Source organism: Bacillus cereus (genome assembly GCF_025917685.1).
GTDB lineage: Bacteria > Bacillota > Bacilli > Bacillales > Bacillaceae_G > Bacillus_A > Bacillus_A cereus_AT.
The window spans coordinates 2,333,384-2,348,533 of record NZ_CP089518.1; the positions used below are offsets into that span (position 1 = coordinate 2,333,384).

Consider the following 15,150-nt stretch of genomic DNA (forward strand, 5'->3'; position numbering starts at 1 on the left):
TAAAATTAAGGGGATGGAAATAGATAGGAGGGATTGACTTTGCTACAAGTTATGTTACTAATTGTTTTTATCTTTTTTCTAGTCGTTTCGATGTATATAACTTATCAAAGAAGAAAAAAAGCAGGGATAAAAGGATTAAAAAGCTCATTAACTTCTATTTGTTGCTTTTTAATTGCAATCTTAAATTTGTTTGCATATTGGCTTCATTTTGGCGGTATTTTTACTTGGCTAGTCTCAATAGTATTGTTGCTAGTGGGGGCGTATTTTACAAAATATATTCCATTCTCCAAAAAGGTGCACTAAAATTATATAAGTTTATATGTTATTGTTTAAATTCATATTTTATAATTTCCATTTATAAAAATGAGCCCATAGTAAAAATAGGCATATGAACAAGGTGCATCATCAAGTGATAGGTCATATTTTGTTGGTGTACGTATTGAACTTAGTTTATAGCGCTATTTCTACTTAGATTTAACGAACAGAAATATAGGTAAGCATCGATGGGGTTGTAGTTTATAAACGGAGGTCATGAAAATGAATAAGTTTCAACAAGAACTACAAGCGTTAAGCCTTAATGATTATCAGTCTGGAAATATTGTGTATTGGGACCAGCAAAACCAATATCCATATTACTATATTACAGATGATGCTCGTCGCTGTGGCGGTTGTGGTCGTTGTGGCGGTTGTGGCGGTGGCCGTTGTGGTGGATTCCGTTGTTTTGGTTGCTTCGGTTGCTTTAGTTGTTTTGGTTGTGGTGGTTGCTCTAATTGCTCTAATTGCTCTAATTGTTTTGATGGGTTTAATGGTACTACTGTAACATTTGAATATTGATAAGAGACAAAAAGGAATCCATTTTGAAAAAAGATTGATCGAAACGGATTCCTACTTTGTGAAGCATTATATAATTTTTATAAAAATGTGCTAACAAGTTTGCAAACGGACTTGCTAACACCTATACGAAATAGACATAAAATATCGCTGATGTGTAGCTTAATAATACGATAATAATTCAGCACTTATAATGAATAATAGGTTATTAGAAAAGAAACCACAAAATGTAATGTTTTATATCATTATAAAAAGAGATCATTCTAATAGGTCGTTGTGTAACGGCTGCATAGGATAATCTCTTTTTATGTTTAATTTTGTAGAGAGTGTACTGTTAACTTTAGTTGTTCAATAAATTCTCGGGTAGTAGCGCACATGTATTTATCTTTTCTATAAATAAGTCCTATATCTATTGTTGGAGTGGGGTTTTCAATTTTAATAGATTGAATATGTTCGCTTTGCAAAAAATCTATATAAGGTTTTGGTAATACTGTAATTCCCATGTCTTTTGAGACCATTTGAACTAAAGATTCCATCGTACTAATTTCTAAAATTGGTTTTGGTGTAAAGTTGAATTTTTGACAATGAGATGTAATTAGTTCGGTTAAAAAGAAATTTTTAGGTAAAAGAATTAAAGGGTAGTTCTGTAATTCAGCAATAGATACATGATCACGTTCAGTTAATTGATGACCGGTTGGCACGACTAATGTAAGTTCACTTTTGTATAGAGGGATAGAAATAATCTCTTTATCTTGCACCGGGAGAAATGTAATGCCAATATCTAGTTCGTTTTGTAATAATTTTTCAAGGATCTCTCCTGTACGAAGTCCCAACACAGAAAGTTCGATATTTGGATATTGCTTATTGAAATCTAATATAGCTGGTGGTAGTAAATAATTTACTACGGTTAACAAAGATCCTATTGTTAAGGAGCCGTGCTGTAATCCATTTAAATCTTGAATGGCAGAACGAGCTTGTTCGACTTCATGAAAAATTGCTTTACCGTGTGATAATAAAATTCTTCCTGCTTTAGTTAAAGATATTTTTTTACCAATTCGATCGAAAAGCGGTATTCCCACTTCATGTTCTAATGCACGTATTTGTTGACTTAGTGAAGGTTGTGAAATGTTTAATTTCTCAGCTGCTTTTGTAAAATGTAACTCTTTCGAAACAGCTAAAAAGTATTCTAGTTGTCGTAATTCGATTGGAATCACCTCAAATTTAATCATAGGATATACCTATCATTATTATATAAATAATTGAATTGAACAATGGTTTTATGAGATTTATAATCACTTTATCAGAAATGGATTGATTATAAAAATTAGATGAGGTGAAGTAGAATTGTTGAAATTGAACGTATTAACAGGAAATTATTCACAAGTACTTCAAAAAAGGTATGAGGTGGTTTACCGACAGGAATATATCGTTTAACGCCTTTATATGTAAAATAAGCAAGAGGAGCGATAAGGATGAATAAAGAATATGAGATACTATCTCTAAACATAGGATTGCCAAAAGAGGTTATATATGGAGGAAAGTTAATTCAAACAGGCATAAATAAAGTTGAAACAAAGGAGCTTATATATTTATCGTTTGTAAAATTTAAAGGTGATGGCCAAGCGGATTTAGTTCATCATGGTGGAGTGGATAAAGCGGTTTGTGTGTATTCGGGAGAACATTATGGATATTGGGAGAAAGAATTGAGTCAAGACCTTGTATATGGAGCCTTCGGAGAAAATATAACAGTTAGCGGTATGCGCGAAGAGGATGTTTGTATTGGTGATACGTTTCAACTTGGAGAAGCGATAGTACAAGTGACGCAGCCAAGACAGCCTTGTTTTAAACTAGCTAAGAAATACAATGTTCCAAGGTTACCATTGTATTTTCAAGAAACAGGATATACAGGGTTTTATTTTCGCGTATTAAAAGAAGGATGGGTATCACCAGTCGATACGTTAAAATTGCTGCAGTCTGATTCGAAAGGCATTACAGTAGCGTTTGCTAATTGTATCATGCATAAAGAAAAACAAAATATGGAAGGACTAAAAAGAATTTTAGAAGTACATGCGCTTTCTACTAGTTGGAGAAAGACATTTGAAACACGAATAAGGGGAGAAGAAAATAATACGAAGGAGAGGATTGAAGGAACTAAAGATTAAATAAATATTTTTTATAAATGGTGCATTTCTATTAGCAAAAACTCATTAGAAAGCGCTGTTTTTATATAATAAACTTATTAATATTCAAAAAAACTTAATATTGGTTTATTCGACTTATTTTTAAAGAGTCAAAACATAAAATTAATTAGATTCTTTTTTTATATTTTATGATACTATATTGATTTGTAAGGCCTATTATTTTATGGGTAGGTCTTATAAGTTTATCTAATTTAATGGAATCGACGTATGGAGGTACAACATGGGGAATATTGAAAAAATTGCATATCTTCTATTAGAAGAACCGAAAAGAGAGCAGTTATTTCCTTTATTTGAAGAAGTGTTTGGGATTACAAGTCAAACATTACATGATTTTTCAGAGAAAGGATATTGGGATTATACATATAAAGCGTTATCATTTATACAAGATGATAAAGTGATTGCAAATGTTGCCGCGTTTTCACTTCCGTTACTAATTAATGGTGAAAAAATAAATGCAGCGGGCATTCAATCAGTAATGACACATCCGGATTTTCGTAGACAAGGACTAATGACACAATTGCTTAATAAGATGATAGAAAAAATTGATAAGCAATGTGAATATGCTCTCTTGTTTACTGAAACCCCTGAACTATATAAATCATTTGGATTTCAAATTGTGCAGGAATATCTGATGACTATACCGTATGATAAAAAGAATAATAAAGATTCGATACTTAGAAAGTTAGATTTTTATAATGAAGAGGATAGAAATTTAATAAATGAAATAATTGAAAATGGTCAAAGGCTTTCTAATATGTTTTCGACAATAAATTATCGATCTTCGTTTTATTTGAAAATGTATGACTTAAAGTGGAATGAGAGACTGTATTATTCTAAGAAACTAGATGCGATGATCGTTTATGAAGTAGAAAATGAAAAGCTAAAGTTATATGGAGTATTTGCTCCAGTACTTCCGATTTTAGATGAATTATGTGAGGAAATCTCTGAATCATTTACAGAGGTTGAATTTTACTTTTGCCCAGATCAATTAGGGATTGATGAGATACAATATACAGAATTACAGTCTAGTAAGTATTTAATGGTTCGGAGTAATAAAGAATTAGATTTAAAAGGGTATAGATTCCCAGTTTTAACGGATTTTTAAATGTTCATTTAGATGCTTTTGATGAAGGATAAAGGTAATAATCGTATTAAAATAAGATTTTACATGTGGAATCCATCTGAAAATAATGGGTTTAAGATTGAATTTTACAATTAAACAAATATAAATAAAGAACCGCATTCTTTTTCTTTAGAATGCGGTTTTTGTATTTACGTAAGATAAAGCACATTTATTGACCGGAAAGTCATTAATGCTTATCATTTAATAATGTTAAATATTAATTTGTATAATATATTAGAAGTAATGAAAAAATTCTAGACTATATCGTTTAGATAAGGAGGAATATGAATTATTCAATGGTAATTTCATGAAAAAAGGAGATTATGTATGAAATCATTTCGCAAGTTGTTACAGTATTTAAAACCATACATGTTCTTCGCTATTATTGGACCGCTATTTATGGTACTTGAGGTTGCGATGGACTTAATTCAACCGACAATTATGCAACATATTATTGATGTTGGAATTGCAAATCGGGATTTGAATTATGTAATAAAAATGGGGCTTCTAATGATAGGGGCAGCAGCGATCGGTTTAGTTGGAGGGCTTGGTTGTATGATGTATTCTACAAAAGCTGCTGTTAATTTCGCTACAGACATACGAAAAGATGTGTTTGCGAAAATAGCAACATTTTCTAGCAAAAATCGTGATTCATTTGGAACAGGAAAATTATTAACGATTGTTACAAATGATATTACATCCATCCAATCGGCGATGACGATGACGTTACGTGTACTTGTCCGTGGACCGTTATTATTTATTGGAAGTATCATTATAGTCTTTGTGACAGCGAGAGACCTATTTCCTATTTTACTTGTTGTCGTACCCATTTTATTAGTTGCAATTGTATTGATTGCAAGTCAAGCGAGCGGTTCATTTAGACGAGTACAAGAAGCGTTAGATAAAGTAAACACAAAGCTACAAGAAAATTTATCCGGTGTACGTGTTATAAAAGCATATGTAAGACAAAAATATGAAATCTCACAGTTTGAGAAAGTAAATAAAAATTTAACTGGAATAAATATTCGTGCTATACAAATTATTTCATTGATGATGCCAATTATTATGCTAGTTGTAAATGGCGGGATTGTAGCAACTTTATGGATTGGTGGCGAGAAAGTTTTTAACGGTACACTCCAAGTAGGGGCCATTTTAGCTTTCATTAATTATTTAAATATCATTTTAATGTCACTTATGTCTATTAGTATGGTATTTATTCAAATTGCCCGTGCTTTTCCATCAGCTGATCGTGTACAACAAGTCTTACATACTGAAGTTGACATTACAACTGAAGGCGACGTATATGAACCAAAGCAAGTGGATGGTAATGTAGAGTTTAAAAATGTTAGCTACAGTTATACGAAAAATAATGAATATGTTTTGAAAGATATTTCATTTACTGTACGTAAAGGTGAAAAGATAGGGATTATTGGATCTACTGGGAGTGGTAAATCTACATTGGCAAAACTATTGCCACGACTTTACGATGTTGATCAAGGTGAAATATGTATAGACGATGTCAATGTGAAAGCGTACGATTTGCAGAAACTTCGTGCTTCAATTGGCTTCGTTCCACAAAAGGCACTTCTCTTTTCAGGCAGTATAGAAGAGAATTTACGTTATGGCAAAGAAGATGCCACTTATGATGAATTGGAATTAGCATCTTCATCTGCTTGTGCGACTGAGTTTATCAATAAGCTGGAAGACTCTTATCAATATAACTTAACACAAGGTGCAACAAATCTATCTGGCGGTCAAAAACAACGTATATCTATTGCAAGAGCCTTAGTGAGAAAACCATCTATTCTTGTATTAGACGATTCTACATCGGCAGTTGATGCGAAGTCAGAATCTGTAATACAAGAAGCATTAAGGTCGAGATATAGTGGCACAACGACATTTTTAATCGCATCAAAAATATCCTCTATTATAGATGCTGATAAAATTCTCGTTCTGGATAACGGTGAATTAGTTGGAAGTGGTACGCATGAGGCTTTATTGGCAACTTGTGAAGTGTATCAGGAAATTTATCTTTCCCAAGGTGGTAACCTGCAGCAAGAAGGAGGGGAAGAGCGTGCGTAATTTTCAAGGACAATTTGGAAATAAAGGTGGACGTAATAATCCGAAAAAGGGAAAAGCAAAGAATACTAAAGGAACTATAATGCGAGTATGGAACTACATGGGGTATCAAAAAGCATCTCTTATATTCGTTATTATTCTTGTATTTATCACGACATTACTCGGTTTACTTGGGCCATATTATATGGGGGTCATCATTGATGAATATATTGTACCGAAGGATTTAAGCGGGACAGCGAGAATGTGCATGCTGCTCATTGCAATATATGGGATAACCGTATTGTTAACATGGTTACAAACATTTGTTATGATTAATGTTGCATTAAAAACAATACAAAAAATACGACAAGATATTTTTGAGAAAATCCAAACACTTTCTCTACGATTCTTTGATGTACGTTCTCAAGGTGATTTAATGAGCCGCGTGACAAATGATATTGATAACTTAAATCAAGCTTTGACACAAAGTGTTGTGCAAATCATTTCATCAGCGTTAACGTTTATAGGTGTAACAATTGCGATGTTTTCATTAGATTGGATTTTAGCAATTGTCACTTTAATTACGGTACCTATTATGTTTTTCGTTACAAAAAAACTAGTTGCTTATAGTGGGAAAAACTTTGCGAAGCGTCAAAAGGATTTAGGAGAATTAAATGGATTTATTGAGGAAGCTATTACAGGTGCAGATGTAACTACGTTATATGGAAAAGAAAAAGAAACCGTACATAACTTCAATGAAATTAACGAACAGCTAAGAATTTCAGCAACGAAGGCTGAAACATTTTCAGCATTTATTTTTCCGAGTATGAACTTTATTAATAACTTAGGAATGGGGCTTGTAATTGGAGCTGGATCAGTTATGGTATTAAACGGAATGACAACAGTAGGTGTCATTGCTGCTTTTATTAACTATTCTCGTCAATTCGCAAGACCGCTTAGTCAATTTGCAACGTTAATGAATACGATTCAAGCCGCAGTTGCTGGCGGAGAACGTGTTTTCGAGATTATGGATGAAGTACCAGAAATTCAAAATAAAAAAGATGCATTAATTGTACAGAAATTGCAAGGGAATGTAGCACTGGAGAAAGTTTCATTTGGGTATGCGGAAAATAAAACGATTTTAAAAGATGTGAGTCTTGAGGCAAAACCTGGTGAGACAATCGCTTTAGTTGGTCCAACAGGATCAGGAAAAACTACAATTATTAATTTGTTAACTCGCTTTTACGATATTCAAAAAGGACAGATTAACATTGATGGAAAAGATATAAAGAATTATGATATTAATTCTTTGCGAAGTAAAATAGGGGTTGTTTTACAAGATACTTATTTATTTGCAGGAACAATAATGGATAACATTCGTTATGGGCGTTTAAATGCAAGTGATGAAGAAGTAATTGCAGCAGCTAAAGCAGCTTCAGCTCATTCTTTTATTAAGCATTTGCCAACTCAATATGAAACAAAAATTGCTTCAGAAGGTTCGAATTTAAGTCAAGGACAAAAACAACTCCTTGCGATTGCACGAGCGATTTTAGCTGATGCAGATATATTAATTCTCGATGAAGCAACATCTAATATTGATACGAGAACAGAATTGCAAATTCAAGCAGGATTAAATAATTTAATGAGAGGGAGAACAAGTTTTGTAATCGCTCATCGACTAAAAACGATTGAAAAAGCAGATCAAATACTCGTTATTAAAGATGGTAGTATTTTTGAAAGAGGAAATCATGAATCTCTAATGGAAGATAGAGGATTCTATTTCGATTTGTATACGAGTCAGTTTAAAATTTAATAAAAATATTGATGTAATGCGGTTTCTCGCGGAAAGAGAAACCGCATTTTTTTATATTTGCAAACATTGCTATCCGAATAGTCTTTCACTACATGTTTTAACAGCATCCTCTTTCATTCCGGGTATAACATGTGAATAGCGATTTAAGGTTATGAAAACGTCTTTATGGCCCAATCGTTCACTTACAATCTTTGGGTGTACTCCTTGTTTTAAAAGTAGTGTTGCACGTGTATGGCGTAAATCGTGAAATCTAATGTTTTTTAGCTCGGATTTTTTCAAAAAGGTTTTAAACACGTCATGAAAGCCACCGCGACAAATGCATTTTCCTCTTTGGGTACTAATAACTAAATCACAATCCGAGTATGCGGTGTAAAGAAAAAAGGACAAGCAGTCGTACCTGCTGTCCTTTTAATAGGAGAAAAAATATTTTGGTTTAGAACTACGAATAAACAGAAATTCTGCTTATAACCAGTGTTGTCAAAGATGTAATAATCTATGCAACAAAAAATTAGTCGGAATTCAAAACACCAAAATGGCTTACATTGGTAAACAGGCTCAAAGGTAGTATATGTAAAATGAAAAAATTTATACAAAAAGCAGACAACAATTTTTGTTGTCTGCTAGTGAGTCGAATGAGTTAGCTAATTGTGATAAATTGCTTTCCCATTACAAGAAGAGTGAAGCTGCTAGTTCAAACAGCTTGTAGGTAGTGTTTTCAATATTTTAAAAAATATACAGAGAAAGCAGATAAGTGATGAACCTACCTGCTTACTACTGTAACAAAAGAAAGAAGTACTAGCCGTAGATTAAGCGGCTTGGAAATAGTATGTATTGATTTCAAAATATTATTCAAGGATTGAAGTTAGGTGGATTGTATCGTAAACGGTGTATATCGTTCTGATAGTGCCGTGATGTTTCTAATGAATCTAAAGGCGATTTCTTTAATCTATATCGATTTTCTAGTTTAGCAATTTCATTAGAAAAGTTTTCAAGGAAGATATAATCAGTTACAAAGTGTTCCTAATCTTATGTATATTGTGGGTTTATTACATCTGAATTAGAATCAAAAGCGCTTAAATAATATAGATAAATTTTAAAGGCGATTTTCTTATTACAATTTCATCTCCGTACAGAAATTGTCGAAAAGGTCTCCATTCCGGATGTTCTATTTGCTAGGATAATTATAGAGCGCCTACTTGTCTATATACTAATTCGTATGTTACAAAAATGTGAGCGAAATAGGAATAAACAAAAAAGCTAGTGGAATAGGTTTTAACACTCACTGAATTTAACCCTCATAACATACTTTGTAATAAGTTATATGAAAGTGAGTTGAATAAAAATGTTTTATTCATATTTTAATCCCCGAACTAGTATGCGTCCGGCGTATGGTACTGCTGGTATAACATATAGTGGGGCACAAAGTACAATTCAAGCTGTTCAACAAGCATTGCAAATGCAACAACAAATGCAACAAGACATACAATCGTATTATTCACCTATGGGTTATTATTATCCAGCGCATCAAATTACACCATATGGAATTTCTTTTTCAACGATTCCATATGGAACTGTATACAATTTATAAAAATAGATGGGGGAAGAAGTTGAGTGTTTAAGTAAGGGCGCAAGTAAAGAGAGCCCTTATAAGAAATGATCCGTACCTAATGAATTAGTGTTCAATATATAATTCCTAATTTTTAATGTGTGATAAAGATTAATATAAAAAAAATTATTTTGTAGAAAACCTCCAGAATAAAAAGAGCACTAATTGAGAGTGCTCTTTAAAGGTGACACGAGTGACAAGTTCGCGTTATAAAGAGAGGAGTAATTAGTTACCGTAAAAAGAGATTACGGTTATTTACAAGTAAAATGATAAACTGCAAGTGCATCAATACATTAGAAATTTTGTGAACATGAAGGACAAGGTCCACCAGTAGGTTGGAATACAACGTTATCAACAAAAGCTGTTCCGCCTTCTTCACCTGTAGCAATATTTTGAAAAGCAACACATGCTGTAGTCACACCAGGAGGTATACACACAACAAGAACATAATGTTGGAAAAGAGATTGCGGTTGATTCCCAACAGGTATAATATGTGGAATATTTAATGAACCAAGAGTTGTAGCGAGAGGAGGACATCCGTGTCCAAGTTCTGGAAAAGATACAGAAGCTATAAGAAATGCATTATCCCTTACATCCGCAGCGAAAGAAAGTGTAAAACAACAACCTTCACCAACATCAACCGATTGATTAATACTTCCACCTGGTTCAATTGATGCAGCTAAGAGACTAAGTGTCCCATTTGAAAGAATACGACCACTATGGGCATTTGGAAAACCTACTTCTGTAACCCCTCCAGCTGGATTCCAACCAGGAACTGGATTGCCTACTATTGCTGGTTCATCAAATCCAGGGTTATCAAGAATATTAGTACATGGACAACATCCTACTGCAGTCGGTCCAGTCGGTCCAGTCGGTCCAGTCGGTCCAGTCGGTCCAGTCGGTCCTGTTGACCCTGTTGGCCCTGTTGGTCCTGTTGGTCCTGTTGGTCCTGTTGGTCCTGTTGGCCCTGTTGGTCCTGTTGGTCCTGTTGACCCTGTTGGTCCTGTTGGCCCTGTTGGTCCGATTTGAGGTAGAGGTACAGGGGGGAAAAAACACTCACACGGGATCTCAAATCTCTTTTTAAATTTACTCATTTATACACCAACCTTATCTTTCACCCACTTACACTCTATAACTTATGAATTAGCTAACACACAAGTATAAGAAAAAAGCCCTTGAAAATTAAAATAAATATAAATATAAGCCCTTATGTCACAAATATAAACCCATTCCATAATATATAAGGAACATGTATTCATTCCAAACAGCTTTCAATATATAAGGGGGTTCGCCTCCGGAGTCAATTGTATTGGCCCTGTTGGTCCAGTCGGTCCTATTGGTCCTGTTGGCCAAGTGAATAACGGAAAATAGGTGGGGAGTGTTAAGCGAATTAAATGTGATTCAACAGCAGCTCCACGCAAAACAATATTTTCTTTATTTATAAATTTACCTCCTATGATTGCTCGTCATAGGAGGTGAATTTTATTTGCGAAAGGGGTTCCGCCACATGTTCATCAACTTAAGAATGTTATAACACCCCGGAGCAAAAATTTTGTTCATTTTTATCAGGAAGATGTCAATATTCTCGTTTTGAGCTATTAGCTTTGCTTAGATTGATAGTGATAGTGAAAATCGAAAAGTTAGCAGAGATTATTGATGCAAACGCAAGTATGACTTTTAATCATACTTTAAGTGCGGTATTGGCAAGAACAAAAAACAGTTTGAAAGAATGAAAGGAATTGAAATTGGTGATTTAGTTATGGAAACAACTTCAGCGTTCGCGTGTCCGGCAATTCATCGAGTCGGATACTTAGAAGACAGGTTTAAAGGTGGTGCTGGGTTATAAGAGAGTTGGGCGGAAAAACAGCGGATTGACCAAACTGTTCATTCATCAAAGTATTTGAAGAGTATGTATTCGATAATTGGACAAATATTTTATTTTGTATGTATTTGAAACACGAAAAGAGCACTTAATAAAGTGCTCTCGTGATGAGATCATTTACTCAAAAGAAAGAATTTACCATATTATATGAAGATTTTCTGAAGTGTGCTTGAGGTAATTAATTAGTATTCATAATAAAGAGCAGCTAGCAAAAGCTAACTGCTCATCTCCAGAGGGATTGGAGAATGGGTTGTCTATATTATTGTTGGAATATTCAGCTTTGTTCGCGAGGAATTACATTTAACTTAATGCATAGCCCACAATCAAAGTTAGTGTTAAAAACACTGATAATGACAATGTTAGTAAGACTGTTGTTGCACTTCTAAGCATCGCAATCCAATTATTCATCTTAGAAAATCCCTTAATGCCAGCAAAAAAAGTTCCTATTGTTAAAACTAATAAAATAAATAAAGGGTGAATGTGTAATGAATCCGTGAAAAATTTGAATAGGTCATGTGGAATTTTAAAATATAAACGGAATAGCCCAACGCAAATCAAAGAACAGATAAAGGAGCATAGATTGATGGTATGCTTCAAAGCTTTCTCCTATGTTATCAAAATAGTTGTATTTAATTTTAATGAAAAATAAAAGAAAAAGATAGATGTTATAAACTGGAATCAAGTTCTTAACAAAATAATCCTTTTACGAAAAAAGGTCCTGCTGTCTCCAACAGAACCTTTCCTAAAATGGCAAAGAGCAACTCTTACCTTACTCTTCTGCTATATAATACACAAAACACATATAGATGTGTAGAATAATAATTTCCAATATAATTATTGGGATATATCATTTAAGTGTATTTTAGTGAAATCGAACATAAGGAATTAAATTACAAATGTTGATTTATCAATGGATGTTAATGATATGATAGAAAAAGATAGTTAATAAAAAATATTACAATAATAAAATATGGAATATTGCATATTCAATTGAAATAGAAAATTACAAGTGGAAAGCGAGGAATAATAATGAATTACGGTGCTGATTTTATTGTATTTAATAATTTTTTGAATCCATCAAAAGTGAATCCATTTATGAGCTAGTTCAATCAAAGATATAATCGTTAACGAACTATTATCGCGTTGTTTTACTTGATAGCAAGATTGTTTATAAGCAAAATGCATTTCATGAAAATTGGAGTGTTTTTTTATGGAATAAAAAACAAAAACACCGATAAAATAAGGGGAATTATGCAAATGAAATCAACGGTAAAATATAGGTACAAGCTCTTTGACGACCATATATTGAAGAGGATTAGTACACCTATAAGTGAAACGCTCTTATGCGAGAATGTCACGGTAACGTATACCGCATAGTAAAAGAATTCCTGGGTGGAAACGTTATACACAAATTCCAAGTAGAAAGACTACGGAGGTTCGATTCCTCTGCTACATCTATTAAAGGCATCCAAAACGTGTGCTCTTTCCTTTGTTATATAGAAATTAAACATTAAACCGGTGAATATTCTAATAAGACAAACATATGATAACGTGGATGAGTTATCATATGAGGTGAAACTCGGAGCGCTATACTTATTTGTTGAAGGGTACTCTTGTTATTTTGCACCTTTTAATAAGGACAAGTATATATTGGAGTATGGGGTAGCCCCACTTCATACATTTGAGCACCTGCAATCGTAAGGTGCTCTTTATTTTGTAAAAAATGGACATATGGTTTAAATGAGTATATAAATAAGAAGAATCTAATTATTGGATCCACATTTTACTTTAAGAGGTACAAATTCGATGCGAAGTGAAAAGGATTTGTTGAAACAATGGAAGGCGGATTTGCAAGCTGTTCAAGAAGAGAAGAGGCTAAAGAAGAAAGCTAAGAAAAAGAGTAAGAAATATAACATTCCTGGTAATCAAGCTGACTTCATGAATGGCAAGAATATATATCGTAAAGAGAATGGGGTATGGAAGCAAAGAAATAAATAGTGTGAGGATAAATGAATCTGATTAAGATTATAGCAATTATCGTAGGCGCTGCCGTGATCTGGGTGGCGTCTTGTTTGTTTTTAAGGAAATATAAGGGGTGAAATAGATTTGAAACTTAAAGATTAGATAATAATATTATTACTTTAAAATGCAGAAAATAGACTAGTAAACAAGCTGTTTTTGTTTTTTAGCATAAAATATGATGAATCCTAGAGTTAAGAGGAGGGAATTATATTTATGGGATGTAATGGTGATTTCAGACGGTTCCGAGATTGTGATAGATTTTGGGATGATTTAATGTTCTGTAGACGTAGACATAGAGATTGTGATGACCGCCGTTGTAGACGCGACCGAGACTGTGATTGTGATGAATGTCGTCGTAGACGTAATCATGATCGTGACTGTGATTGCGATAATCGTCGAGAGTGGTAAATCTCTTTCAATGAGTGCGTTTCTTCACAGCACTCGTTTTTTTTGTTTATGGATTCTCTGAACTAATACTTATTAAATATGAAGAATATAGTTGCGATTCGTTTTAAGGTCTAACAAAACAAACGAATGAAAAAGAAAAGCAAGAATCAGGTGACTTCTGCCGCTTGAAGAAATTCTATTATTGTTTTGCCTATAGCACGAATGAATTTAGGTGAAATAGTAAGTTCACGCTGTTTAGATTTAAATCGCATCTTAACACCTCTATATTAACATAGACGCAGGAACGAGGAGATTTTTGGTCAAGTTTATGTAAAAAAGTAAAATGTCTTATTTAAGCCCCTAAAAGTTGATACTTATGTTATGTCTTGAATGTCATGGGAAGATACATGGCGTTAATAGAGTTACACATAAAGAATTACAAAGGATTAGAATAGAAAAATCAAAAGAACGTGGTGTGTATAAAGGAAAACCTAAGAAATACACTGAGACAAATGAAAGTATGAAACAAGCTTTAGAACTGTTTAAAAATCGTAAGAATAAAGGCTATAAAGTAAAGCAAATATGCAATGAAACAGGAGTTAGTCGTACTGTTTTGTACGAAATGGAAAATTACTCTGAGTAGAAGTGAAAAAATAGGAATTTGCCTTAAACATTTATTATAGTCAAGAATATTTATAAAAATATGAGTATGGAAACAAATCCGATTTCATAATGACGGAGGGAATTGATGTGGACATAACTCAAAGTATGGCAAGAATAGTGATTAATGGGAAAGACCTTCCGTTTACTTCAGTTAGAACTTCTGTATGGAATAACGGCCCTGTAAATGATTTAATTGTTTCGACAAACCAGAGAGTGAATGAGTTTTATCAATTTATGTGGTCACAATTACCAGTTACGCTCACAATGTATTTTCTTCAAGGAGCGGATTTAATGCGATTTGCTAGAATTGCTGGGATTAATGAGAGAGTAACGGGAGAATATATATATCATTTCATTTGGGGATAAGGCGGATTTAAAGTAGAAGTGGTGAGTAATCAGGGACCTTATCAATCAACAATACATTTTATAAGTAACGGATAACTGGAACAAAATATGAGCTCGCCTTTAAACATAATAAAAGTGTTGTCAACAGCTGAAGAGATTTAGGAAATAAGTCGATGCCTTTTAAGGTGTCGGCTTATTTAGTATGTTATGGTGGGGAAT

Annotated in this window: 14 protein-coding genes and 2 pseudogenes; 11 read left to right on the forward strand and 5 right to left on the reverse strand. The window is 33.3% G+C overall.

Going from position 1 to position 15,150, the window contains the following annotated elements; all coding sequences use genetic code 11:
• Positions 1 to 39: 39 nt before the first annotated feature.
• Entirely contained in the window at positions 40 to 303 is a 264-nt protein-coding gene (locus LUS72_RS12065) for a hypothetical protein (RefSeq protein WP_141533488.1), read from the forward strand.
• A gap of 234 nt (positions 304 to 537) precedes the next feature.
• Complete coding sequence (locus LUS72_RS12070) at positions 538 to 834, forward strand: heterocycloanthracin/sonorensin family bacteriocin (protein WP_219302251.1); 297 nt, start codon at positions 538 to 540, stop codon at positions 832 to 834.
• A gap of 308 nt (positions 835 to 1,142) precedes the next feature.
• On the opposite strand, the gene LUS72_RS12075 is transcribed toward LUS72_RS12070, so the two are convergent.
• Positions 1,143 to 2,045: a LysR family transcriptional regulator gene (locus LUS72_RS12075; protein WP_264449059.1), complete on the reverse strand. Its 903-nt coding sequence runs from the start codon at positions 2,043 to 2,045 to the stop codon at positions 1,143 to 1,145.
• Positions 2,046 to 2,303: 258 nt separating this feature from the next.
• On the opposite strand from LUS72_RS12075, the gene LUS72_RS12080 reads away from it, so the two are divergent.
• The 4 genes from LUS72_RS12080 (at position 2,304) to LUS72_RS12095 (ending at position 8,026) form a co-directional block, all read left to right on the forward strand.
• Positions 2,304 to 2,993, forward strand: coding sequence for an MOSC domain-containing protein (locus LUS72_RS12080; RefSeq protein WP_264448975.1), 690 nt, complete (start codon positions 2,304 to 2,306; stop codon positions 2,991 to 2,993).
• A gap of 259 nt (positions 2,994 to 3,252) precedes the next feature.
• Complete coding sequence (locus LUS72_RS12085) at positions 3,253 to 4,137, forward strand: GNAT family N-acetyltransferase (protein WP_264448976.1); 885 nt, start codon at positions 3,253 to 3,255, stop codon at positions 4,135 to 4,137.
• A gap of 345 nt (positions 4,138 to 4,482) precedes the next feature.
• Entirely contained in the window at positions 4,483 to 6,237 is a 1,755-nt protein-coding gene (locus LUS72_RS12090; RefSeq protein ID WP_264448977.1) for an ABC transporter ATP-binding protein, read from the forward strand.
• Positions 6,230 to 8,026, forward strand: coding sequence for an ABC transporter ATP-binding protein (locus LUS72_RS12095; protein WP_264448978.1), 1,797 nt, complete (start codon positions 6,230 to 6,232; stop codon positions 8,024 to 8,026). The genes LUS72_RS12090 and LUS72_RS12095 overlap by 8 nt, the downstream gene beginning before the upstream one ends.
• A gap of 69 nt (positions 8,027 to 8,095) precedes the next feature.
• Here the strand turns inward: LUS72_RS12095 and LUS72_RS12100 are convergent, their stop codons facing one another.
• Complete coding sequence (locus LUS72_RS12100; RefSeq protein ID WP_264448979.1) at positions 8,096 to 8,413, reverse strand: tyrosine-type recombinase/integrase; 318 nt, start codon at positions 8,411 to 8,413, stop codon at positions 8,096 to 8,098.
• 462 nt (positions 8,414 to 8,875) lie between these two features.
• Positions 8,876 to 9,195: pseudogene (locus tag LUS72_RS12105) on the reverse strand (hypothetical protein); the annotation flags it as partial.
• Positions 9,196 to 9,368: 173 nt separating this feature from the next.
• On the opposite strand from LUS72_RS12105, the gene LUS72_RS12110 reads away from it, so the two are divergent.
• Positions 9,369 to 9,614, forward strand: coding sequence for a DUF3947 family protein (locus LUS72_RS12110; RefSeq protein WP_264448980.1), 246 nt, complete (start codon positions 9,369 to 9,371; stop codon positions 9,612 to 9,614).
• A gap of 311 nt (positions 9,615 to 9,925) precedes the next feature.
• Here LUS72_RS12110 and LUS72_RS12115 read toward each other — a convergent pair whose 3' ends face one another.
• The gene (locus tag LUS72_RS12115) at positions 9,926 to 10,726 is read right to left on the reverse strand and encodes a collagen-like protein (protein ID WP_264448981.1); all 801 of its coding nucleotides are present in this window, start codon (positions 10,724 to 10,726) and stop codon (positions 9,926 to 9,928) included.
• Positions 10,727 to 11,814: 1,088 nt separating this feature from the next.
• Positions 11,815 to 12,111 carry a hypothetical protein gene (locus tag LUS72_RS12120; RefSeq protein ID WP_264448982.1) on the reverse strand — a complete coding sequence of 99 codons (297 nt, stop codon included), beginning with the start codon at positions 12,109 to 12,111 and terminating at the stop codon, positions 11,815 to 11,817.
• A 1,209-nt stretch (positions 12,112 to 13,320) separates the two neighbouring features.
• On the opposite strand from LUS72_RS12120, the gene LUS72_RS12125 reads away from it, so the two are divergent.
• From LUS72_RS12125 to LUS72_RS12140, 4 genes and pseudogenes are all read left to right on the forward strand, one after another.
• Complete coding sequence (locus LUS72_RS12125; protein WP_264448983.1) at positions 13,321 to 13,512, forward strand: hypothetical protein; 192 nt, start codon at positions 13,321 to 13,323, stop codon at positions 13,510 to 13,512.
• Positions 13,513 to 13,749: 237 nt separating this feature from the next.
• Positions 13,750 to 13,944, forward strand: coding sequence for a hypothetical protein (locus LUS72_RS12130; RefSeq protein WP_097833456.1), 195 nt, complete (start codon positions 13,750 to 13,752; stop codon positions 13,942 to 13,944).
• Between the two features lie 355 nt (positions 13,945 to 14,299).
• Positions 14,300 to 14,566, forward strand: a complete 267-nt coding sequence (locus LUS72_RS12135) for a helix-turn-helix domain-containing protein (protein WP_141533491.1) — start codon at positions 14,300 to 14,302, stop codon at positions 14,564 to 14,566.
• A 33-nt stretch (positions 14,567 to 14,599) separates the two neighbouring features.
• Positions 14,600 to 14,952: pseudogene (locus LUS72_RS12140) on the forward strand (hypothetical protein).
• Positions 14,953 to 15,150 lie beyond the last annotated feature (198 nt).

Coding starts and splice junctions, on each gene's coding strand:
- LUS72_RS12115 (WP_264448981.1), bottom strand. CDS start 10,726: ATGAGTAAATTTAAAAAGAGATTTGAGATCCCGTGTGAGTGTTTTTTC.
- LUS72_RS12090 (WP_264448977.1), top strand. CDS start 4,483: ATGAAATCATTTCGCAAGTTGTTACAGTATTTAAAACCATACATGTTC.
- LUS72_RS12085 (WP_264448976.1), top strand. CDS start 3,253: ATGGGGAATATTGAAAAAATTGCATATCTTCTATTAGAAGAACCGAAA.
- LUS72_RS12135 (WP_141533491.1), top strand. CDS start 14,300: ATGTTATGTCTTGAATGTCATGGGAAGATACATGGCGTTAATAGAGTT.
- LUS72_RS12125 (WP_264448983.1), top strand. CDS start 13,321: ATGCGAAGTGAAAAGGATTTGTTGAAACAATGGAAGGCGGATTTGCAA.
- LUS72_RS12130 (WP_097833456.1), top strand. CDS start 13,750: ATGGGATGTAATGGTGATTTCAGACGGTTCCGAGATTGTGATAGATTT.
- LUS72_RS12110 (WP_264448980.1), top strand. CDS start 9,369: ATGTTTTATTCATATTTTAATCCCCGAACTAGTATGCGTCCGGCGTAT.
- LUS72_RS12070 (WP_219302251.1), top strand. CDS start 538: ATGAATAAGTTTCAACAAGAACTACAAGCGTTAAGCCTTAATGATTAT.
- LUS72_RS12080 (WP_264448975.1), top strand. CDS start 2,304: ATGAATAAAGAATATGAGATACTATCTCTAAACATAGGATTGCCAAAA.